This window comes from Stenotrophomonas sp. 1278 (assembly GCF_029892765.1).
In the GTDB taxonomy this organism is placed as follows: Bacteria; Pseudomonadota; Gammaproteobacteria; order Xanthomonadales; family Xanthomonadaceae; genus Stenotrophomonas; species Stenotrophomonas indicatrix.
Genome location: NZ_JARXWD010000009.1, coordinates 91,827 through 114,054, shown reverse-complemented (window position 1 = coordinate 114,054; position 22,228 = coordinate 91,827). Strand labels below are relative to the sequence as shown.

Genomic DNA, 22,228 nt, shown 5'->3' with positions numbered 1-22,228 from the left:
CGCTAGCCGGGGAGCGGCGTGCTTGCCAAGTGTCCTTTTTCACGGGTCGCCATCGGCCATCTCGACGGCAACGACCGCCTCCCGGAAAATGGTGCTCCCCACGCCGTACCGGAGCGCCCATGAAGAGCAAGCAGGACATCGTCGACAACTGGCTTCCGCGCTATACCGGCGTGCCTCTGGACCAGTTCGGCCAGTACATCCTGCTGACCAACTTCGGGGGCTACCTGCATACGTTCTCCGCGCTGACCGGGGCGCCGGTGATCGGCCTGGACCGGCCGATGGCCAGCGCCACCATCGACGGCATCACCATGATCAACTTCGGCATGGGCAGCCCCAATGCCGCGATCATCATGGATCTGCTGTCGGCGGTGATGCCCAAGGCCGTGCTGTTCCTGGGCAAGTGCGGCGGGCTGAAACGCAAGAACGAGCTGGGCGACCTGGTGCTGCCGATCGCGGCCATCCGCGGCGAGGGGACCTCGGGCGACTACCTGCCGCCGGAAGTGCCGGCCTTGCCGGCCTTCGCCCTGCAGCGTGCGGTTTCGACCATGATCCGCGACCTCGGCCATGATTACTGGACCGGCACCGTCTACACCACCAACCGCCGGGTCTGGGAGCACGACGAGGCCTTCAAGGAGCGGCTGCGGGCGATGCGCTGCATGGCCATCGACATGGAAACCGCGACGATCTTCGCTGCCGGCTTCGCCAACCACATTCCCAGCGGGGCCCTGCTGCTGGTTTCAGACCAGCCGATGATCCCGGACGGGGTGAAAACCGAGGCGTCCGACGCCAAGGTCAGCTCGCAGTTCGTGGAAAACCATATCCAGATCGGCATCGAGGCGCTTAAGCTTATCCGGCGCAACGGCAAGTCGGTCCGCCACCTGCGCTTCGACGAATGATGATGATGGCCTGGCGCGGCGCGCCGGCCCTGGGGAGTAGGTGATGGACGTTGCCGCGCAAGTGGTGGATTTCTGGAAAGACGCGGGCCCTGAAAAGTGGTTCACCCGCGATGATGCGTTCGACGCGCGGTTCCGTACGCTGTTCGCGGACGAACACCACGCTGCCGCATCGCGCGCGCGCGAGCACTGGCTGGGCAGCGCCGAGGGCGCGCTGGCGCTGATGCTGCTGCTGGACCAGTTCCCGCGCAACTGCTTCCGCGGCACGGCCCATTCCTATGCCACCGATGGCCTGGCACGGCACTACGCCACGCGCGCGATCGAAGAGGGGCTGGACCTGCAGCTGGTCCCCAAGCTGCGCGCCTTCATCTACCTGCCGTTCGAGCACTCCGAAGATCCGCTGGACCAGGACCGCTCGGTCGCGATGTTCGACGTGCTGGGTGACAAGGAATACCTGCAGTACGCCGAACTGCACCGCGACATCATCCGCCGCTTCGGCCGGTTCCCGCACCGCAATGCGGTGCTTGGCCGCATTCCGTCGCCGGAAGAACTGGATTACCTGGCCGAAGGCGGGTTTGCCGGGTAACCGGAACGTCAGCCCCCGCGCTTGGGGCACGGAAGGAGTAGATCCACGCCATGCGTGGATGGGCTCAACAGAAAACGCCGGCTTTCGCCGGCGTTTTTCCTATGCATCAAGCGCAGCCGATCAGTACTTCGGCACGCCGTTGTCCACTTCGTCCGACCAGGCATCGATGCCGCCGGTGACGTTGAACACCTTGCTGAAGCCCAGCGCACGGAACTGCTCTGCTGCCTGCGCGCTGCGGCCACCGTGATGGCACAGGAAGGCCAGGGCGGTGTCCTTGGGCAGGGCTTCCAGCTCGGCGCGGCCGTTGCCATCGAAGCTCTTGAACGGCACGCCGACAGCGGCAATGGCGCGTTCTTCGGCCGGGCGCACGTCCACCAGCATCACGTTGCCGGCACGCACCAGGTCGTCGGCATCACGCACGCTGATTTCCTGCACCGGCTTGGGCGCGTTCGGGTTGTCGATCGCCAGGCCCTTGCCACGGATGTCGTCGACCCAGTCGATGGTGATGCCATCGGCGCGGCGGGCGCTGGCCAGGTCGAACTGCACGCGCAGGCCGTTGGACTCGGCGGCGATCGCGCCTTCATCGTACGGGGCCAGCTGGAAGTTCGGCTGGAAGCGGGCATCGATGCCCAATTGCAGCGACGCACCCGGCGAATCGGCCAGCGCGCCCTTCAGCATTTCCACCGCGGCCGGGGTGACGGTGATGCGCGGCGGGGTGCGGTCCGGTGCAGCCAGGCCCAGCACGCTGCTCAGCTCACCGCTCGCGGCCATCTGCAGCACGATGTCGCTGCCGCCGACCAGTTCGCCGTCGATGTACAGCTGCGGGATGGTCGGCCAGTCGCCATAGGCCTTGATGCCTTCACGGATCTCCGCGTCAGCCAGCACGTTGACGTGGGCGAACTCCACGCCCAGGTCCTGCAGGGCACCCACGGCCTTGGCCGAGAAGCCGCACTGCGGCATCGACGGCTGGCCCTTCATGAACAGCACGACGCGGTTGTCGTTGAGGATGGTTTCGATGCGCGAACGCAGGGCGGGATCGAGGGACATGGCAGTCATGGGTCCGAAAAATTCGAATCATCAATTCTACCCCCCATGGCATCATGGGGCATGACCAACGCAGGAACATTGCATCGCATCCCGACCCGGCCCTGGCGCTGGGTGCCCTGGCTGGGGCTGTCGCAGCTGGCCGTGATCCTGGTCTGGGTGCTGGCGGGCTGGCACTGGGGTCTGGCCCTGATGGTGGCAAGCCACGCGTTGTTCATGGTGCCGGTGTTCCTGCCCAACAGCCGCTTCTACGCGCCGGTGCTGAGCCGGTTGCCCGAGGCCGGCAACAGCGTCTGGCTGACCATCGACGACGGCCCCAGTGAACAGACCCCGGCGGTGCTGGATCTGCTGGACCGGCACCAGGCGAAGGCGACCTTTTTCCTGGTCGGCGAGCGCGTATTGGCCCATCCGGCCCTGGTGGAGGAGATCCTGCGTCGTGGACACGACCTCGGCAACCACAGCCACAGCCATCCGCAGGCGCGCTTCTGGCGGCTGGGCCCGGGCACGATGGCGGCGGAGATCGAGGGCTGCCAGCAGGCGCTGCAGGCGGTGAGTGGGCGACCGGTGCGCTGGTACCGCTCGGTGGTGGGCATGACCAACCCGTTCGTGGCGCCGGTACTGCGCAAGCTGGGCCTGGTGCGCGTGGGCTGGAGCGCCCGCGGTTATGACGGCGTCGGCTGCACCCCGGATGGCGTGCTGGCGCGTCTGCTCCCGGACCTGCGCCCGGGCGCGATCGTGCTGCTGCATGAAGGTGCCGCACATGGCCACAACCTGGCCATCATCGAACGGGTGCTGCAGGTGCTGGACGAGCGCGGCCTGAAAGCCGAACTGCCGGCCAGGTGACCGGTAGCGCCGGGCCACGCCCGGCAAGCGCGCAGCGCGGCAAGAGCGAAGCGACCCGCGTTTGCCCTTCGCTTTTCTCCTGTCTTCCGTGGTGGACGCGCCCGTAAACCGTCCGTGCCCGGGTGGGATGGGCTGCGCGGGGTATCCGCGCCATGGATGGCGCGGCTAAGCCCCCAAGGAGGGGTTCACGGCGTCCCCGCGCAGCCCATCCCGCCCGGGCAGCCCCCGTAGACAGCCGCCCACCACGAGGGGCTCAGCCGTTGGCCGCAGTTCCCGGCCGCTCGGCCACCAGCAACCAGCTGTTGAACGGCGTGCGCCCATGCAGCGGACGCAACGGAGCCACCTGCATGCCGGCAGCCGCCAGCGTGGCCTGCAGCCGCTGCGGATCCGGGTAGTGGCGCGGTTGCGTGCCCATCCAGCCGACCAGCCAGGCAAGGCGGTCAGCCACCCGCGTGGTGCGGTCGCGGCGGTCGCCGGTCGCCAGCGGCGTGCGCAGCAGCAGGCGGCCACCGGGCGCGACCCGCGCGCTCACCGCGCGCAGCAGCTCCAGTTGCGGCGCTTCGTCCAGGTACTGCAGCACATCCAGCAGCAGCACATGCCCACCATGCGCCGGCAACGGCGCCTGCACATCCAGACAGTCGAACCGTACGTCGGCCAGGCCGCTGCCGGCGCGCTGCGCACGGGCGATCTTGTCGCTGTCCACGTCCACCCCGAGGTACCCCTGCTGGCGACCGCGCTGGCGCAGCACATGCGCGAACAGGCCCAGCCCGCAGCCCAGGTCGAGCACCGGCTGGCCGTCATCGGGAAGGTGCTGCAGCACGCCGTCATACAGCGGGTCGCTGCCCAGCTTGCCGCGCGTGTAGTAGTAATCGCGGCGGCTGCCCCAGGCCTGCATCGGCCGGAAGGACTCGGCGATCAGGCGCGCCTGCCCGGCATCCAGCGGCGAGCAGGGCAGGGGCGTGCCGTTCCGTGGCGTGCCGTCCATCGTCTCAGTCCGTCCTGCCCAGCAGGTGTGCGGCCACCGGCAGCGCACGCGCGCTCCACAGCGCGTACATCCGTGCGGACGGGTGCAGGCCATCCTCGGCGATCATCGCCGGGTCAGCGCCGGTGTCGCGGCTGATATCGGTGATGTCGACGAAGGCCACGCCCTGCTGGGTGCTGATCACCTCGGCGGCAGCGTTGAACTCGTCGGTTTCCAGTTCGATCTGGCCCAGGTCGCGGCCGCTGCCTGCACCGTACGGCGTGGTGCCCCAATCCGGGAAGGACAGCACCAGGACCCGGTCCGCACGGCCGCCGGCAAAACCAATCGCGCGCTGCAGCAGGGCCTGGAACTGCACCTGGTACTCGTCCAGCGGACGCCCGCGATACTGGTTGTTGACGCCGATCAGCAGGCTGACGAAGTCGAACGGCCCTTGCGGCGCAACGTCGTTGATGCCGGCGTCGAGCTCGTCGGTGGTCCAGCCGGTGGTGGCGATGGTCTGCGGGTCGCCCAGCGCGATGCCCTGCGCGCGCAGGGCGGCGGCGAGCTGATGCGGCCAACGGCCGTCGACCGCGACCGCTTCACCGATGGTGTAGGAATCGCCCAGGGCCAGATACGACAAGCCCATCGATCAAGCCACCGACCGGCGGGGCTTCATCGGCACCACCTTGGTGGCGTCTTCGGCACGGCGGGCGAGGGCGCGGTCGATACGGGCGAACACGTCGCGCATCACCGACGCCTCCGGCAGCAGGGTCACGCGGAAGTGATGGCGGTAAGGCACGTTGAAGCTCGAGCCCGGCACCACCAGCACGCCGTCGTTGTTCATCAGGTCCAGCGCGAAATTATGATCGTCGAAGCCCTTGGCAGCGGCACCGACCACGGCCGGGAACGCATACAGCGCGCCGGCGGGGGCAACCAGCGACAGGTGCTCGCTGGCCTCGCAGGCTTCGATCACCGCACGACGGGTTTCATACAGGCGGCCACCCGGTGCGCACAGCTCCGAAATGGTGTCCGGACCGTTCACTGCGGCGTCGATGGCGTACTGGCCCGGCACGTTGGCGCACAGGCGCAGCGCGCCCAGCAGGTCCAGCGCGGCGCGGAAGTCGCCCAGCCGCGCGTCGTCGCCGCTGAGGTGCGCCCAGCCCACCCGCCAGCCGCAGGCGCGGTGCACCTTGCTCAGGCCGCCGAAGGTCAGGCAGGGATGGTCACCGGCCAGCGGTGCGACCGGCTGGAACACCGCGTCGTCGTACAGGATCTGGTCGTAGATCTCATCGACCAGCAGCAGCAGGTTGTGGCGGCGCGCGATCTCCACCACCTGCTCCAGCAGCTCGCGCGGGTAGCTGGCACCGCTGGGGTTGTTCGGATTGATCAGCACGATGGCGCGGGTGCGCGAGGACACCAGCGTCTCGATCTCGCTCGGGTCCGGCTGGAAGCCGTTCTCGGCGGCGCAGCGGTAATACACCGGGCGGCCATCGTTGAGGATGGTCGAGGCCGACCACAGCGGGTAGTCCGGCGAGGGCACCAGCACTTCATCGCCCGGGTTGAGCAGCGCACGCAGCGACAGGTCGATCAGCTCGCTGACACCGTTGCCGACGAACACGCGGTCCGGATGGGCATCCGGTGCGCCACGGCGGGCGTAGGCAGCGGCGATGGCCTCGCGGGCGACCGGCAGGCCCTGCTGGTGGGTATACGGATCGGTGCGGCCCATGTCATCGGCGATCGCGCGCTGCAGGTGTTCCGGTGCACGGAAGCCGAAAGCGCCGGGATTGCCGATGTTGAGCTTGATCAGCTTGTGGCCCTGCGCTTCCAGCTCCCGGGCTCGCCGTGCCAGTTCTCCGCGGATTTCGTAGCGCACTTCGGAAAGGCGCTCGCGGATGACCAGGGGTTTGGGCGAGGGAGTGGACATGGGCGGTGGGCCGCAAAAGGCATGGGGCTTCCATGGTAGCGGAATTGCTGCAGCGCATGGCAAGGGCCGCAGGGCCCGCCAACATTGGGCTGGGCGGCACCACACAGGTAGAATGGCGGCGATGACCCATACCCCCGATTTCACCGCTCTGCAGACCATTGGCTGGCCCTGGCCGGGCCCGCCGCAGCAGGCCGACTGGCAGGCTGTGATGGCCGCACACCCGCAGGCCCACCCGGCGCGGGTGATCGAGCAGCATCGCACCCACTATGTGGTGGCTGATGGCCCGGAGGCATCGATCAAGGCCGAATCGCTGCCGGAGTGGCAGCGCCCGCGCTTCCCCAGCCACGAACGGCCGGCGGTGGGCGACTGGGTGCTGCTGGATGGCATCCGCATCGTTGCCCTGTTGCCGCGACGTACCGCCATCAAACGTGGCGCTGCCGGTGAGCATTACCACCAGCAGGTGATCGCCGCCAACATCGATACCGTCTTCATCGTCTGTGGCCTGGATGCGGACTTCAATCCGCGTCGTATTGAACGCTACCTGCTGCTGGTGGGCGGTGGCGGTGCCGAACCGGTGGTGGTGCTGACCAAGGCCGACCAGACCGAGTACAGCGAAGATGCGCTGGCGGTGCTGGAAGAACTGGAGATGCAGGGCATCGCCCTGCACGCGATCAATGGCCTGGATGCCGACAGTGTTGCAGTGCTGGAGCCGTGGTTGGGCCCCGGCCGCACGGTAGTGCTGGTGGGTTCTTCCGGTGCGGGCAAGTCGACGCTGACCAACACGCTGCTGGGCGAACAGCGGATGAAGACCAATACGGTGCGCGCCAACGATTCGCGCGGCCGCCATACCACCACCCACCGCGCACTGATGCCACTGCCGATGGGCGCCTGCCTGATCGATACGCCGGGCATGCGCGAACTGAAGCCGACCGGCGAAGAAACGCTGGCCGAAGGCGGTTTCGCCGACATCGAAGCGCTGGCCGCGCAGTGCCGCTTCCGCGACTGCATGCACCAGCAGGAACCCGGCTGTGCCGTGCGTGCGGCGATCGATGCCGGCGAGATCGAAGAGAGCCGGCTGCTGAATTACTTCAAGTTGAAGGAAGAAGTGGCCGCCGCCGCCGCCAAGCTGGCCGTGCGCCAGGCCGAGACCGCGCAGGAACGCGGTGGCAGGAAGGGCAAGAGCCAGCAGTTCCGCCCGGCGGGCAAACCGCGCCGGCGTTGACCCCGCGGTGCCGGAAACCCGCTTCCGGTAGGTGCCAACCTTGGTTGGCACGGAGGCGTCCGAAGCCGGCCTCTGCCCGCTCTTGGTGGGTGCCAACCTTGGTTGGCACGGAGGTGTCCGAAGCCCGCCGTCGGCGGATGCCAACCAAGGTTGGCACCTACCAATGCGCGGGCAGGGCGTTATAGTCCGCCCATGGAACCGACCGCGACGCTGGACCGTGACGTGGCCCACCATGCAGCGCTCGATGCGCGCCTGGTCGAGGCCGTAGGAGGCATCCGCCTGCTGGGCCTGACCAGCTGGCCGGCGACACTGCAGGCACCCTTCCTGGACAGCGTGGCCCGTGGCCAGCCGACGCTGCCGGTGGTCGACTACCCGAAGCTGGACTTCAGCGACGAGCGTCGCGCGCTGGCCGCGCTCGCTGCCGAGTGTGACGAAAGCCATCCGCTGGGCCATTACGTGCGGCAATCCGCGCAGAGCTGGGATCTGGCAGCGCAGCTGCTGGAAGGCCTCGGCACCGCGGCCGTGGATGCTTGTTCGATGCAGTTGTTCGGTTCGCCCGAGCAGCCGTTGCCGGGCAACGGACCGAGCACGCGCGATGCGGCGCGCCACTTCATCCAGATTGCTGCCGAACTGGATCACGAACTGCTGGCACCGGAAGAGCAGGTGCCGGTTTCGGCCATCGCCCTGCAGCTGCAGCTGCAGAATGATCTCGATGCGTTCTTTGAATCACGCATCATCCAGGTGCAGCTGGACCCGGCGCTGGTCTCGAAGGCGGCTGCCGGATCGACCCGCATCCGCCTGCGCACCAGCGCGCGTTTCAGCGCCTACGACCGCGCGCAGCTGTTCCACCACGAAGCGCTGGTGCATTCGTTGACGGCGTTGAACGGTCGCGCGCAGCCGGTGCTGCCGAGCCTGGCGCTGTCCTCGCCACGGGTGACGGCCACCCAGGAAGGACTGGCGACGTTTGCCGAGCAGATCACCGGCAGCATCGACATCGAGCGCCTGAAGCGCATCAGCCTGCGTACCGAGGCGATCGCGATGGCGCGCGAAGGTGCGGACTTCATCGAGGTGTTCCGCTACTTCTGCGATGCCGGGCAGAACCCGGAAGAGAGCTTCGCCTCGGCGCAGCGGGTGTTCCGCGGAGTGCCGCCAAGTGGCGGCCTGGCCTTCACCAAGGACACGGTGTACCTGCGCGGGCTGGTGTCGGTGCATACCTTCTTCCGCCACATGCTGGCCGAGGATCGCCTGCAGGTCTGCCGCTGGTTGTTCGCCGGCAAGATGAGCCTGACCGATGCGATTGCGTTCGCCCCGCTGTTCGAATCGGGTGTGCTGAAGCCACCGCGCTGGCTGCCGCACTGGATGAGCCGGGCCAACGGCCTGGCTGGCATGCTGGCGTTCTCGCTGTTCGCCAACCGCATCCGGATGGACCAGCTGGCGCCGGAATGAAATGCGTTGGCGGGATGATGCGCTGGCGCCTCGATTGATATCGGTTGGCGGCGGTGGGGCACCCTGGCCAGGACACGCCGTAAACCCATCCATGGGGGCTCGATCGGCGCATCCATGCGCCTCACGGTCCTGGCCAGGGTGCCCCACCGCCGCCAGACAGTTTCCCGCGCGGGCGGCAGCACATCACCGCGCCGAAGGGATTGCGCTTGAAAAGCAAAGAGCCGGGCACTGCCCGGCTCTTTGCTTTTGCTTTTGCTCTTGCTTTCCATTGCCTCCGCGCCGGCGCGGGGAACTGTCCAGCGCGGGTAGGCAGGCCCATGCAGGACCGTTGGCGCCATGGATGGCGCCATCGAGCCCCCATGGATGGGTTTACGGCGTGTCCTGCATGGGCCTGCCTACCCACGCCATGCAGGAACAATCAACGCGCCGCAGCGCCCGCTTTCGACTTAGAACTCCGCCTCCACCGTAATGAAGATCTGCCGCGGCGCACTCGCATGGATTGCATACCGCGTGCCCTTCGGATCGGTCGGTGCGAACGAACTCAGCTGGCCCGCATAGCGCTTGTTGGTCAGGTTGGTCGCGTTCAACGACACCCGCACGTTGCGCAGGCCCATGCCCGGGCCGAAGTCGTAGCCGGCGCCGGCATCGAAGGTGGTCACGCCCGGCACCGACTGGTCGTTGGTGTAGGTGTAGTACCGCTTGCCGGTGTACTTGGCGCGCAGGCTGGCGAAGAAGCCATCGCGGTTCCAGCTGATCTCGCTGGACGCCATGCGCTGCGGCGTATCCACGGTGATCTTGCCGGCCACCGGTACGATCGCACCGCCCGAGGTGTAGTCATCCTCGTAGGTGGTCTTGTTCCAGGACAGCGCGTTGTACCACTGCAGGCCATCGACCGGCTTGAGGATGAAGGTCAGCTCTGCGCCATGGCTCTTCACCGAACCGACGTTGATGAAGCGCGTCACGCACTCCGGACGCGTGCCTACCTCGATGCTCGAGCACGGGTTCAACGACAGCAGACGGTTGTCGAACTTCACGTTGTAGGCCGCGATCGACGCCTGGTATTTCTCGCCGAAGGTACGGAAACCAGCTTCCAGGCTCTTGGACTTCTCCGGCTCCAGGCCGGCGCTGGCCGCGAACGATTCCGGCGACACCTGCAGCGGGCCACCGCTGCCGCCGCCGACGAAGGCGGCGATGTTCTCGGCGTACGAGGCGAACACTTCATTGTTGGCATTGAGCTTGAAGCCCACGCCCAGCTGCGGCAGCACCGATTCCTTGGCGGTCAGCGTACCCGAGGCGATGCTGGTTTCCATGCCCGGCTGGGCCTTGGCAGTCATGCGCGTGTTGGGGCTCTTGATGCCCACGTCCACGGTCAGGCGCTGGTCGAGGAAGCGCATGCGGTCCTGCACATAGAACTGGCGGGTACGGATGTCGAAGTCCTGGTTGAACAGGCGACGGTCCGGATTCTGCAGGTACAGGTCGTCCAGGAACGGGCCGCTGATGTAGTAGAAGTTGCGCGAGACGTTATGGTCGTTCTGCTCGTACCACACGCCGGCTTCCAGTTCGTGGATGCCCAGCGTCCACGACAGCGCAGCGGTCACGCCATCGCGGTTGATGGTGTAGTTGGTGCTGCGGATCGAGATCGGCAGCATCCTGTCGGTGCCCGGGTAGGACGGCTGGCCCGGTGCCCACCAGTGGCCCTGGCCACGGTTTTCGTGGTGGTAGCCCAGCAGTTTCAGGCGGCCCTGTTCACCCAGGCGGATGTCGGCGTCGATCGAGTACAGGTTGTCATCGCGCAGCGCACGGCTCTGGTAGTAGGCATCGTCGATGCTGTTGACGCCGCCGCTGAATGCACAGCGTGCCTTGTTGTAGGTGCCCGGTGCGCAGTATGCAGCCGCGACGGCGCGATCCCAGTCCGGTGCATAGATGTTCCAGTCATAACCCAGTCCGCGCGCCAGCATGTCCTTGGACAGGTAGGCATAGTTGGCCTGGCTGGCGCGCGAGGTGGCGACGAAGGCACCGAAGCGGTTGTCGCCCACGTTCCATACCGCCTTGGCATTGAACTGGCGGGTGGTCTGGTTCTGGTACGGCGCGGCCCACATGTCCTGGTCCTGATGCACGCCGGACACGTAGGCCGAGAAGCCGTTGATGTCGCCGGTGTCCACCCGCAGGTAGCCGCGGCGCTGGTTGTCATCGCCGACGGTGATGCTGGCGCGGCCGCCGAATTCGGTGGACGGGTCCATCGAGAAGTACTGGATGGTGCCGCCAAGGTTGCTGGTCGAGGCCACGCCCAGCGAGCCGATGCCCTGCGACAGCTCGGCGCCGGCCAGGTTCTCGGCGATCAGTGCACGGGCGATGCTCAGGCCGTTGTAGTTGCCGTAGCTGTTGTCGCCCAGCGGGACGCCGTCCAGCGTGTAACCCAGGCGGCTCTTGTCGAAGCCACGCAGGCTGATGGTCTGCGATTCCTCATTGGCACCGAATGCATCGTTGGACTGCACCGACACGCCGGGCAGGCGGTCGAGGATCTTCTGGCCGCTGGTACCCGGCGGCAGCACCTGCTTGTCGACGGTGGTGATGCGCTGCACCTGGCGGGTCTCGCCCTGGCCGATGACCGAGACGGTATCCAGCGTCTGCGCGCTCAGCGCGGTGTCGGCGGTGGCGTCGGTGGCTTCAGCGGCGTGGGCGCTGGCGGCGGAAAGCGCGATCGCCACGGCGATCGTCAGGTATCGGGTCTGCATGATGGTCCGTTGCATGGGGGATGGTCACCGGCCCGGGGGCGTGGTGCACGGCCACTATGCGAACGGAACATGAAACCTTGTTTACGGAAAAACAACGAACGGCGTCGTGGGGGAAGCCGCGCAGGGCGTGAATCTGCCGGGGGAGGGAAGCAGACCCACGCCCTGCGCGGAGAGGGCTAGCCCATGTACAGGCCACCGTTGACCGGATAGTCGGCACCGGTCACGTAGGAGGCTTCATCCGAAGCCAGCCAGGCACACAGGCCGGCCACTTCTTCCGGGCGACCCAGGCGCCGCACTGGTACCGACGCGGCCAGTCGATCCAGCACGTCCGGTGGGAAGCTGCTGATCGCCTGGCTGGCGATGTAGCCCGGCGACAGCGTGTTGACGGTGACCCCGCGCGAGGCGACTTCAGCGGCCAGCGCACGGCTGAAACCGTGCATCGCGGCTTTTGCCGTGGCGTAGTTCACCTGGCCGATCTGGCCCTTGTGGGCGCTGACCGAACCGATGTTGATGATGCGGCCCCAGCCACGCGTGGCCATGCCATCGACCACCTGCTTGGTCAGGTTGAACAGCGAATTGAGATTGGAGGCGATCACCGCATTCCAGTCCTCCACCGTCATCTGCCGGAACAGCAGGTCGCGGCTGCCGCCGGAGTTGTTGACCAGCACGTCCACCTCGCCGACCTCGGCACGCACCTTGGCGAAGGCCGCCGTGGTCGACGCCCAATCGGTGGCGTTGCCTTCGGAGGCGATGAAATCAAAGCCCTGTTCGCGCTGCTCGCGCAGCCAGTTGGCCTTGCGCGGCGAGTTGGGCGCGCAGCCGGCGACCACGGTATGGCCGGAACGGGCCAGGCTCTGGCAGATGGCAGTGCCGACACTGCCCATCCCGCTGGTGACGTAGGCGATGCGAAGAGTCATTGCAGAACGCTCCTTGGTAAGGAAATCAGGCCGTGAAGGGATAGAGCCCGAACAACAGGCCGCCGATCATCAGCAGCAGCGAAATGGCGATCGCCCACTTCAGGGTGAATTTCTGGTGGTCGGCGAATTCAACCTTGGCCAGCCCGACCAGCAGATAGGTGGAAGGCACCAGCGGGCTGAGCAGGTGCACCGGCTGCCCGGCCAGCGACGCGCGGGCCATTTCCACCGGGGTGATGCCGTAGTTGCCGGCCGCCTCGGACAGGATCGGCAGCACGCCGAAGTAGAACGCGTCGTTGGACATGAAGAAGGTGAACGGCATCGAGGCCACGGCGGTGATCACCGCCAGGTACGGGCCCCAGCTGTCGGGGATGATCGCCAGGAAGCTGTGCGACATCGCCTCGACCATGCCGGTGTTGTTGAGGATGCCGGTGAAGATGCCTGCGGCGAAGATCAGCGCCACCACCGACAGCACGCTGCCGGCATGGCTGACCACGCGGCGGCGCTGTTCGGCCAGGTTCGGGTAGTTGATCACCAGCGCGATGGCGAAGCCGATCATGAACAGCACCGGCATCGGCAGCACACCGATGATGAGCGCGCTCATCAGCGCCAGGGTCAGCACCAGGTTCACCCACAGCAGCTTCGGGCGCTTGGTGTCTTCGGCGTCTTCGACGGTCGGCAGCGTGTTGCCGTCATCGGACACGCTGTTGTCCATCCAGCTGCCGCCCTTGGGCAGGGTCACCACGCCCAGGCGACGACGCTCCTTCAGGCCCAGGTACCAGGCCAGCAGCAGCACGCCAGCGCAGGCGATCACCATCGAGGGAATCAGTGGCACGAACACATCGGCCGGATCCACGTGCAGTGCGGTGGCCGCGCGTGCGGTCGGGCCGCCCCACGGGGTCAGGTTCATCACGCCACCGGCGAGAATGGTCACGCAGGTCATGTTCAGCGCGTTCATGCCCAGCCGCTGGTACAGCGGCAGCATCGCCGAGACGGTGATCATGTAGGTGGTCGAGCCATCGCCGTCGAGCGAGATCAGCATCGCCAGCACGGCGGTGCCAAGCACGATCTTCATCGGGTCGCCCTTGACGAAGCGCAGGATGATCCGCACCAGCGGATCGAACAGGCCTGCATCGATCATCACGCCGAAGTAGAGAATGGCGAACATCAACATCACGCCGGTCGGCGCGATCTTCTTGATGCCTTCCAGCATCATCTCGTCGATGCCGGCGGCGAAGCCACCGATCAGGGCGAAGATGATGGGAATGGTGATCAGGGCAACGAGCGGCGACAGTCGTTTGCTCATGATCAAGTACATGAACGTAATGACCATGCCAAAGCCGAGGATGCTCAGCATCATCTGCGGACTCCTAGAGGAAACAGGACGTGGGACGTGGAAGGGGCCCGAGCGGGCGTGCCCGGGGAAAACGCGTTAGAAGTCGAACTGCAGGCGCCCGGTGACCGCGCGCGTGCGATCCACCGTGGTACCGGCGAGGCGGTCGCGGTTGCGGCTTTCGATCGCGTTGAGCATGAAGCGCAGGTTGTCGCGCAGGTACCAGTTGCCGCCCAGCGTCCAGCCCTCGGTACTGCCACGGCGCAGGTCCGGCGCACCATCGAGGTGCTGCGCGCCCCACATCTGGTCGTAGCGCAGGGCCACTTCGAAGGCACCGGCCTTGTGGCGGATGTTCTTGACCCGGGCGAAGCGGCCGGTCTTGCGGTCGTAGGCGCGGCTTTCGCCGGTAACGAACCAGCTGAGCATGCCGTAGGCGGCCATCACGTCACCGCGCTGGGCGCCATCATCGAAGGTGGCGCCGCTGAACTCGCCCTGCCATGACAGCGGGCCGCGCACCTGCGCATATTCCAGCGACCACTTGTTGACGTCGGTATCGCGGCCAGCGGAGAAGTCGACCAGGGTCAGGCGGCTTTCGTCGGACAGATGGCCGGCCGGACGCGGACGGATCTTCAGGCCCGGGGTGCCGTTGCCGCCCGGGTTGTCATAGGCCTCGCGGGCCAGCGACAGGCCCAGGTGCAGCACGTCGCCCTCGCTGGGTGACGGCGCCCAGGTAACGCGTCCACCTGCAGCGCGGCCCTTGACCTGCCAGGCATCGATGCTCTCCAGGCTGTAGACGCTGGCCGCCCAGGTGAAATCGCCCGGGTTGGCCTGCCACGAGGCGCCCAGCCGGTACAGCGGCGCCAGCGTGGTGCCGGCGTTGCCGCGCTCCAGGAAGCTGCCGTAGTTGGAACCGGTGCGGTCGTCCAGCGAGAAATACTGCTTGAACTGGCCCACGGTGAGGCGGCCGGCATCGCCGAAGCTGCGGCTCAGGTAGACGTCTTTGGCCTCGACACGGTCGCCGGAGAAATCGGCTTCCAGCTTGTAGTCGACCACGAAGAACTTGCCGGACACGTCAACCCAGGCGCGGCGGATCTCGGTGTCGTCCTTGTTCGGCGTACCCCGGTTGTCGTTGTCGAAGGTGGCGAAGTCCAGGTGCAGGCGGCCGCCCACCGTGGCGGTCACTGGACGTTCGTCTTCGGCGAAGGCCGGCGCGGCCAGCGCAGCCAGGGCCATCATGGCGGCAGGACGCCGCCAGGCAATGCTCAATTCCACAAACCCTCCCAGGTGCGCGCCAGGCGCGCGGCAATCGTGGGCACCGGACGGTGCGCGGCCGCAGTCTGTGTCGCGCAAGCTGTCATCGTCCTGTCAGCGGTTTGTGCGGTGCAGCGTAAATGGTCTCCGCTGCGCTCCCCGGGCATGGCCCGGCGCTACCCGGCGACGATGCACCCGGGGGCGCCGATCCATGACCGGCGGAACAGGTCAGCATCGGTAGCGCCCGGCCATGCCTGGCGAGCGCAGCGGCGCCATGCGGTAGCATTCGTTTCCCCTCCCACTGTTGTGCCCATGCGCCTGCTGCTGGTCGAAGACAACCCGGACCTGGCCGATGCGATCATCCGTCGCATGCGCCGCAGTGGTCACGCGGTGGACTGGCAGGCCGACGGCCTGGCCGCCGCCAGCGTGTTGCGTTACCAGAGTTTCGATCTGGTGGTGCTGGATATCGGCCTGCCAAAACTGGATGGGCTGCGGGTGCTGGCCGGCATGCGCGAGCGTGGTGACAGCACACCGGTGCTGATGCTGACCGCACGCGATGGCATCGAAGATCGCGTGCAGGCACTCGATGTCGGTGCTGACGACTACCTCGGCAAGCCATTCGACTTCCGTGAATTCGAAGCGCGCTGCCGCGTGCTGCTGCGACGTGCACGCGGGCAAGCCAGCGAAGTGGTGCAGATCGGTGGCTTCCAGTTCGACAACGCTGCGCACCGGGTGACCCTGGATGGCGAGCCGATCGAGCTGCCCAACCGCGAGTATCGGTTGCTGGAGATCCTGGTCGGGCGCTTGGGCCAGGTGGTGGGCAAGGATGAGATCGGCAATGGCCTGTTCGGCTTCGATGACGAAGCCGGGCCGAATGCCATCGAGCTGTACATCGGTCGCCTGCGCAGAAAGCTGGCGGGCGCGCCGCTGCGCATCACCACGGTGCGTGGTGTCGGCTATCTGCTTGAAGCCAGCGACGGCCCGGCCGATGCCGATGGCTGACGCGCGCAGCGCAAGTGCCGCCCCCGGGTCGCTGCGGCGCACCCTGCTGCTGTACCTGGGCGCGTTGCTGGCGGTGTTCGCGGTGGCGCTGCTGTTCGCTGCACGCGACTACGGCCAGCGTGCCGCCAACCGCTCCTACGACCATCTGCTGGTGTCGTCGGCCCTGTCGATCGCCGATTCGGTGGCATTGGTCGATGGCCAGTGGCAGGTGGACCTTCCGTATGCCGCGCTGGACCTTCTGGCGATGGCGCCGGAAGACCGCGTGTTCTACCGGATCGCCGACAGCCGCGGCAACCTGATCACCGGCTACGGTGACCTGCCTGCGTCGCCGCGGCGGCCGGGCACGCAACCGCAGTTGTTCGATGCGCCCTACAGCGGCGAGATCGTGCGTTTCGTCGTGGTCGGCCGCAGCTTTGCCGCGGCCTCCGCGCAGGGCGAGGTGCAGGTGCAGGTGGGGCAGACCCGGCGTGCGCGCGAAGCGGTGGCGCAGGAGCTGGTCACCCGCGCGCTGTTGGCCATCGGCGTGTTGTCGGGATTGCTGCTGGCACTGGTGGCGTTCGGCGTGCACCGCGCGTTCCGGCCGCTGGTGCGGGTCGAGCGCGAGCTGTCACGCCGTGAGCCGTCCGACCTGAAACCGCTCGATGCGCGCGTGCCACGGGAGATGGACCAGATGGTGGCCGCGCTGAACCGCTTCATGGAGCGCCTGTCCAGCAGCAATGAAACCCTGCGCGCGTTCATGGCCGAGGCCGCGCACCAGATGCGCACGCCGTTGGCCGCGCTGCGTGCGCAGGCACAGCTGGCGCTGGACGACGACGATCCGGAAGACATGCGGCGCAGCCTGCAGGCGATCGAGCGCAACGCCACCCACATGAGCCGGCTGCTCAACCAGCTGCTCAGCGATGCCAGCGTGATCCATCGGTCACATCTGCAGCGCTTCGCCACCGTGGACCTGGCCGAGACCGTGCACCAGGCCCTGCATGAAGCGCTGCCGCAGGCAGGGCCCGCCCCGCGCGTGCAGCTGGCGATGACGGCCGAGCCGGTGCAGGTGCATGGCGACGCGCTGCTGCTGCGCGAAGCCATCAAGAATCTGGTCGACAACGCGCTGAAGTACGGCGGCGATGGCCCCTTGCAGATCGCGCTGACCGCTGAAGGCGGGCAGGCCGTGCTGACCATCGCCGACCACGGCACCGGCATCGCCGCCGCCGATGCCGAACGCGTGTTCGAGCGTTTCGCGCGCGGCGAAGGCGCACCCTCCGGCGGTGCAGGCCTTGGCCTGGCCATCGTCAAGCGGGTGGTCGACAGCCATGGCGGCCAGATCGATCTCAGCAATCGACCGCAGGGTGGCCTGGTCGCCACCATCCGCCTGCCCCGGAGCAGCACATGATCCGCCTGTTCGTCGTTGTTGTTGCCCTGTTGCTGGCGGTGCCGGTCCTTGCCGCGCCGGGCGATGTACGCCGCTTCCCCGCCCAGGGCGCCGCCACCGCGCAGCTGCGCATCCACGGCACCACCGATATCGAGGTCTTCGCCGAGGTCATCGCCGACTACCAGCGGCTGCATCCGGGCAGCGAGGTGGTGTACGAAGACATCATCACCCAGGACCTGTACGCGCGTTACCTGCGCGACCGCAGCGGGCCTGCGTCGCCGGACCTGCTGATCTCCAGCGGCATGGACCTGCAGACCAAGCTGGTCAACGACGGCCACGCGTTGCCACACCGCTCGCTGCAGACCCAGGCGCTGCCAGCGTGGGCGCAATGGCGTGGCGAGGCATTCGGCATCAGCTACGAGCCGGTGGTGATGGTCTACAACACCCGCAGGCTGCCGGCCGCGAAGGCGCCGCACACGCGTCGACAGCTGCTGGACCTGCTGCGCGCGGAAGGGGCGCCGTTGCGCGGCAAGGTCGGTACCTACGATATCGAACGCAGCAGCGTGGGCTACCTGCTGGCGACCCAGGACGCCCAGCGCGGCAGCATCGCCGGTGCGTTGCTCGGTGCGCTGGGCGACAATGCGGTGGTGCGCGAGGAGCGTACCGGGGTGCTGCTGGACCAGGTAGCCAGCGGCCAGTTGTCGCTGGTCTACAACGTGCTGGGCTCGTATGCGCAGGCGCGTATCGATGCGGGCGCACCGCTGGCCATCGTCGAGCCGGAAGACTACACGCTGGTGGTACTGCGTACGGCGGTGATTCCGCGTACCGGCGCGCACCCGCAGGAAGCGCGGCGTTTCCTCGACTACCTGCTGTCGCCGCGCGGCCAGCAGGTGCTCGCGCGGGAAGCGCGGCTGATGCCGATCGTGCGCAGCGATGCAGGCGGCGGGGACGCCCCTGGCCGCAGCCGTCGCCCGATCCAGCTCGGCCCCGGCCTGCTGGTCTACCTGGATGCGCTCAAGCGCCGCCAGTTCCTGGATGCATGGCGCAGCAGCGTGGAGCCGGCGGGGCGGTAGCGCCCGTACTGGTGCTCCGGTAGCGCCGGGCCATGCCCGGCGGAGGCAGTTCGCTGCCCGTACAATGGCCGCATGAGCGAATACACCATCCTGATCGCCGATGACCATCCGCTGCTGCGTTCGGCGGTGGTGCAGTCGTTGCGGCAGAGTCTGCCGCTGGCGCAGGTACGCGAGGTGGCCAGCGCCGAAGCACTGGCCACCTCGCTGGACGCACAGCCCGATGTGGATCTGGTGCTGCTGGACCTGACCATGCCGGGCGCACACGGATTCTCCGCGCTGCTGCACGTGCGCGGTTCGCACCCGGATATTCCGGTGGTGATCCTGTCCTCCAACGACCACCCGCGGGTGATCCGTCGCGCGCAGCAGTTCGGCGCGGCCGGATTCATTCCCAAGTCCGCGCCTGCCGAAACCATCGGTGAAGCGGTGGCAGCGGTGCTCGATGGTGGCCTGTGGTTCCCGGCGATGGCCGCTGAGCGTTCCGAGGCCGACGCGTTGCTGGCCAGCCGCCTGGCGCAGCTGACGCCACAGCAGTTCCGGGTGCTGCTGTGCCTGGCCGACGGGCTGCTCAACAAGCAGATCGCCTATGAACTGGGCTTGGCCGAAAACACGGTGAAGGTGCACGTGACCGCCATCCTGAAGAAGCTCGAATGCCACAGCCGCACGCAGGCGGCAGTGCTGGTGAAGGCGCTGGAGCCGGAAGGCGATGCGCGCGTTGGATTGGATGGCTGACAGAGACGGGACGTTGGCGCATGTACTGCGTCGTTGTGGATGCTGTTCCGCTTTCCTGATCAGTTCCCGCTGATCGAATTCAGTTCGGGATCGGTAGAGAACATGAATCTGTTCTCGTATCCCTCGCCGAGCTTCTCAGATACTTCGGCGTAGCTGTATGTGGGAGATGATCGGTCTGACGCCAGTCTGTGGCCCTCGCTCAGGTGCGACTGACTTACCCGCGATGCCGCAACAGCAGCTGCGTCATCAACGCCCGCAGCGCCGGCGGCCGCACGGGCTTGAGCAGGAAGCCCCAACCGTTCTCGGCAGCATGCACTTTCAGCGCATCATCGCGCTCAGCGGTCACCAGGATCACCGGTGGCCGCGCCTTCCACAGCGTGCACAGCGCTTCATACAGGTCCGGTCCGTGCCACTGCCCCATGCGCACGTCCAGCAGCAACAGCTGCGGCACGTTCAGCGCACTGGCGATTTCCAGTGCCCCCTGGGGGCCATCGGCAAGTTCCACATGGCAGCCCCAGCGTTCCAGCAGGGCACGGGTCGCCGCACAGACATGCGGGTCATCATCGATGCTCCAGACCCGACATTGCCGCAGCGGGCTGTCATCAGACGGCTCGGTTGCGATGACCGGCGCCGCCGGCGGTGCAATCACCTCGTCGGCGCGCCCGAGTGCCACGCTCACGGTGAATACGCTGCCCTTGCCCAGCGTGGAACGCAGGCTGATGCGGTGTCCGAGCAGTCGACCGATACGCTCGACGATGGCCAGGCCCAGGCCGGCGCCCCGTTCCTGCTCCACGCCGTCGTTCAGGCGCCGGAATTCCTCGAAGATCTCGCCCTGCAGGCTTTCCGGAATACCTGGTCCCTGGTCATGCACCTCGATGCGCAGCTGGTCGCCTGCACGCCGGCAGCCGATCAGTACGCGGCCACGTGGCGTATAGCGCAGCGCATTGGACAGGAAGTTCTGCAGGATGCGCCGCAGCAGTGCTTCGTCGCTGACGATCACCGCACGGGTGTCCACCCAGTCCAGCTGCAGGCCGCGGCTCTGTGCGGCGATGCCGAACTCGCGCGCCAGGGTTTCCAGCAAGGGAGACAGCGCGAATGCGCGCACCCGTACCTGCAACGACCCCGACTCCAGCCGTGAAATATCCAGCAGGCTGTTGAGGATCGCGTCCTGCGCGGCCAGTGCGGCGTCGATATGGTCGCTGGTCTGTTGCTGTTCGGGGTCGGTGAGCTTGCCGCGCAGCACCGACACGAACATGCGCGCGGCATTCAGCGGCTGCAGCAGGTCATGCACGGCCGAGGCGACGAAGCGGGTCTTGTAACGGTTGGCCTGCTCGGCTTCGCGGCGGGCTTCGTCCAGATCCTGGGTGCGTTCGGCCACGCGGTGTTCCAGCGCATCGGCCAGCGAGCGCAGTTCGCGTGCAGCGTTCTTGTAGCTGGTGATGTCGGCATAGCTGGTGACGAAGCCACCGTCGGGCAGCGGGTTGCCGCGGATCTCCAGCACCGTGCCGTCGTCCTTCTCGCTCTCGCGCATGTGTGGGCGGCCACTGCGCAGGTGGGTCAGGCGGCGTTCGATGGCCTCGTCGATCGGGCCGGGCCCCAACAGGCCGCGACGTGCGTTGAAGCGGAACAGTTCCTCGATCGGGCGGCCCACCCGCACCAGCCCCGCCGGGAAGCGGAACAATTCCAGATAGCGCGAATTCCACGCGACCAGACGCTGTTCCTTGTCGATCACCACCACGCCCTGCGGCAGATGTTCGAGGCTGCGGCTCAAGCCAACGTCGGCATCGGTCGCGGCTTCCAGCAAGCCGTCCTGGGCGGTCCGCAGTTCCTGTGCATGCTGCTTGAGCAGGGTTTCCAGTTCACGCCGGCTGCGCTGGCGGTGCTTGGACAGACGACGCCGTTGCTGCACGAACAGCACCAGGAAACCCAGCGCCAGCCAAGCGGCGGCGCCGGCCACTGCCGCACCGCGGCCGGCGCTGGTGGCCGCGCTGGCGTCGTGCAGCAGGTGCAGGCTCCAGTCTTCGTCGGGCAGCGCCAGGGTCTGCCACAGCATCGCCTGTGGCAGTGCCGGGTCGAGCAGGCGCACCATGCGGCCACCATCGGCCAGCACGTCCTCGGTGCGCACGCGCAGCGGCTGCAGCGAGCGGTCGGCATACTGCCGCGCCGCGCGCATCTCGCGGCGTTCCTCCGTGCCGAGCGGACGCAGCAGGCGGTAGCGCCACGCATCGCGGTTGGCCAGGAACACCACGTCGTGGTTGTCGCTGGTCAGCACCACGTCCGGGCTGTTCAACCATTCCTGTTCCAGTGCCGACAGCTCGATCTTGATCACGATCACGCCGATGCGCTGGCTGTCGGCATCGAGGATGGCCTCGGACATGAAGTAGCCGGGCACGCCGGTGGTCATGCCGATGCCGTAGAAGCGACCACGACCATGGGCCAGCGCCTGCTGGTAGTACGGACGGTAGCTGTAATCCTCGCCGACGTTGCTGGTCGGCTGGTCCCAGTTGCTGGCGGCCACGGCCACGCCATCGCGGCCGACCAGGGTCAGTGTCGAGGTGCGGGTAACCTGGTTGGCGCGCTGCAGTTTGAGGTTCAGGCGCTGCCGCTCGGCGGGCGGGGGCGGTACCTGCAGTGCATGTAGCAGGTCCGGGTCCAGCGCCATCACCTGCGGCAGGGTGCCGAACCGGTCGATGCGCTGTTGCAGGCCCTGGCCATACAGCTGCAGCTGCCGCTGCACCTGCGCGCTTTCGGTGCCCAGCGCGCGACGCCAGGCGTAGTGGCCTGCGGCGGCCGCGCACAGCACGGTGCCGGCCACCATCACCAGAATAGTCAGCAACTGCAGGCGGTGTCGGCTGAGCCAGTACATGGCGGCAGTCTACGCAGGGCCGGCGGGCGTGGCATGCACGCCC

General features: G+C 67.3%; 18 protein-coding genes. 9 read left to right on the top strand and 9 right to left on the bottom strand.

Features of this window, described 5'->3' with window-relative positions:
• Positions 1-119 precede the first annotated feature (119 nt).
• Both M2299_RS10810 and M2299_RS10805 read left to right on the top strand, forming a co-directional pair.
• On the top strand, positions 120-896 hold the full coding sequence (locus tag M2299_RS10810; protein ID WP_134833063.1) for an AMP nucleosidase: 777 nt from the start codon (positions 120-122) through the stop codon (positions 894-896).
• Between the two features lie 43 nt (positions 897-939).
• Positions 940-1,479, top strand: a complete 540-nt coding sequence (locus M2299_RS10805; RefSeq protein ID WP_059065070.1) for a DUF924 family protein — start codon at positions 940-942, stop codon at positions 1,477-1,479.
• A 120-nt stretch (positions 1,480-1,599) separates the two neighbouring features.
• On the opposite strand, the gene grxD is transcribed toward M2299_RS10805, so the two are convergent.
• Complete coding sequence (gene grxD, locus M2299_RS10800) at positions 1,600-2,526, bottom strand: Grx4 family monothiol glutaredoxin (protein ID WP_025874107.1); 927 nt, start codon at positions 2,524-2,526, stop codon at positions 1,600-1,602.
• Positions 2,527-2,586: 60 nt separating this feature from the next.
• Between grxD and M2299_RS10795 the strand changes: the two genes are divergently transcribed.
• Positions 2,587-3,366: a polysaccharide deacetylase family protein gene (locus M2299_RS10795; RefSeq protein WP_280884330.1), complete on the top strand. Its 780-nt coding sequence runs from the start codon at positions 2,587-2,589 to the stop codon at positions 3,364-3,366.
• A 253-nt stretch (positions 3,367-3,619) separates the two neighbouring features.
• Here M2299_RS10795 and M2299_RS10790 read toward each other — a convergent pair whose 3' ends face one another.
• From M2299_RS10790 to M2299_RS10780, 3 genes are read right to left on the bottom strand one after another with little or no spacing between them, the layout of a single operon-like run.
• Entirely contained in the window at positions 3,620-4,351 is a 732-nt protein-coding gene (locus M2299_RS10790) for a class I SAM-dependent methyltransferase (protein WP_280884329.1), read from the bottom strand.
• A 4-nt stretch (positions 4,352-4,355) separates the two neighbouring features.
• On the bottom strand, positions 4,356-4,973 hold the full coding sequence (locus M2299_RS10785; RefSeq protein ID WP_099843620.1) for an SGNH/GDSL hydrolase family protein: 618 nt from the start codon (positions 4,971-4,973) through the stop codon (positions 4,356-4,358).
• A 3-nt stretch (positions 4,974-4,976) separates the two neighbouring features.
• Entirely contained in the window at positions 4,977-6,251 is a 1,275-nt protein-coding gene (locus tag M2299_RS10780; RefSeq protein ID WP_099843618.1) for a pyridoxal phosphate-dependent aminotransferase, read from the bottom strand.
• A gap of 121 nt (positions 6,252-6,372) precedes the next feature.
• Between M2299_RS10780 and rsgA the strand changes: the two genes are divergently transcribed.
• Both rsgA and M2299_RS10770 read left to right on the top strand, forming a co-directional pair.
• Positions 6,373-7,473: a ribosome small subunit-dependent GTPase A gene (gene rsgA / locus M2299_RS10775; RefSeq protein WP_207759525.1), complete on the top strand. Its 1,101-nt coding sequence runs from the start codon at positions 6,373-6,375 to the stop codon at positions 7,471-7,473.
• Between the two features lie 192 nt (positions 7,474-7,665).
• Entirely contained in the window at positions 7,666-8,919 is a 1,254-nt protein-coding gene (locus tag M2299_RS10770) for a flavohemoglobin expression-modulating QEGLA motif protein (protein ID WP_280884328.1), read from the top strand.
• A gap of 446 nt (positions 8,920-9,365) precedes the next feature.
• Here M2299_RS10770 and M2299_RS10765 read toward each other — a convergent pair whose 3' ends face one another.
• From M2299_RS10765 to M2299_RS10750, 4 genes are all read right to left on the bottom strand, one after another.
• Complete coding sequence (locus M2299_RS10765) at positions 9,366-11,654, bottom strand: TonB-dependent receptor (RefSeq protein WP_280884327.1); 2,289 nt, start codon at positions 11,652-11,654, stop codon at positions 9,366-9,368.
• Positions 11,655-11,830: 176 nt separating this feature from the next.
• Entirely contained in the window at positions 11,831-12,571 is a 741-nt protein-coding gene (gene phbB / locus M2299_RS10760) for an acetoacetyl-CoA reductase (protein ID WP_025874115.1), read from the bottom strand.
• Between the two features lie 25 nt (positions 12,572-12,596).
• Positions 12,597-13,925: a CitMHS family transporter gene (locus M2299_RS10755; protein WP_025874116.1), complete on the bottom strand. Its 1,329-nt coding sequence runs from the start codon at positions 13,923-13,925 to the stop codon at positions 12,597-12,599.
• A 75-nt stretch (positions 13,926-14,000) separates the two neighbouring features.
• The gene (locus M2299_RS10750; protein ID WP_280884342.1) at positions 14,001-15,137 is read right to left on the bottom strand and encodes a porin; all 1,137 of its coding nucleotides are present in this window, start codon (positions 15,135-15,137) and stop codon (positions 14,001-14,003) included.
• A 327-nt stretch (positions 15,138-15,464) separates the two neighbouring features.
• Here M2299_RS10750 and M2299_RS10745 point away from each other — a divergent pair, with 327 nt between their 5' ends.
• From M2299_RS10745 to M2299_RS10730, 4 genes are all read left to right on the top strand, one after another.
• Complete coding sequence (locus M2299_RS10745; protein WP_025874118.1) at positions 15,465-16,154, top strand: response regulator transcription factor; 690 nt, start codon at positions 15,465-15,467, stop codon at positions 16,152-16,154.
• Complete coding sequence (locus M2299_RS10740; RefSeq protein ID WP_032975453.1) at positions 16,147-17,538, top strand: sensor histidine kinase; 1,392 nt, start codon at positions 16,147-16,149, stop codon at positions 17,536-17,538. Before M2299_RS10745 ends, M2299_RS10740 begins: the two co-directional genes overlap by 8 nt.
• Positions 17,535-18,590: an ABC transporter substrate-binding protein gene (locus tag M2299_RS10735; protein WP_025874120.1), complete on the top strand. Its 1,056-nt coding sequence runs from the start codon at positions 17,535-17,537 to the stop codon at positions 18,588-18,590. The genes M2299_RS10740 and M2299_RS10735 overlap by 4 nt, the downstream gene beginning before the upstream one ends.
• 72 nt (positions 18,591-18,662) lie before the next feature.
• The gene (locus tag M2299_RS10730; protein ID WP_033831979.1) at positions 18,663-19,319 is read left to right on the top strand and encodes a response regulator transcription factor; all 657 of its coding nucleotides are present in this window, start codon (positions 18,663-18,665) and stop codon (positions 19,317-19,319) included.
• Positions 19,320-19,533: 214 nt separating this feature from the next.
• On the opposite strand, the gene M2299_RS10725 is transcribed toward M2299_RS10730, so the two are convergent.
• The gene (locus M2299_RS10725; RefSeq protein WP_280884326.1) at positions 19,534-22,185 is read right to left on the bottom strand and encodes a PAS-domain containing protein; all 2,652 of its coding nucleotides are present in this window, start codon (positions 22,183-22,185) and stop codon (positions 19,534-19,536) included.
• Positions 22,186-22,228 lie beyond the last annotated feature (43 nt).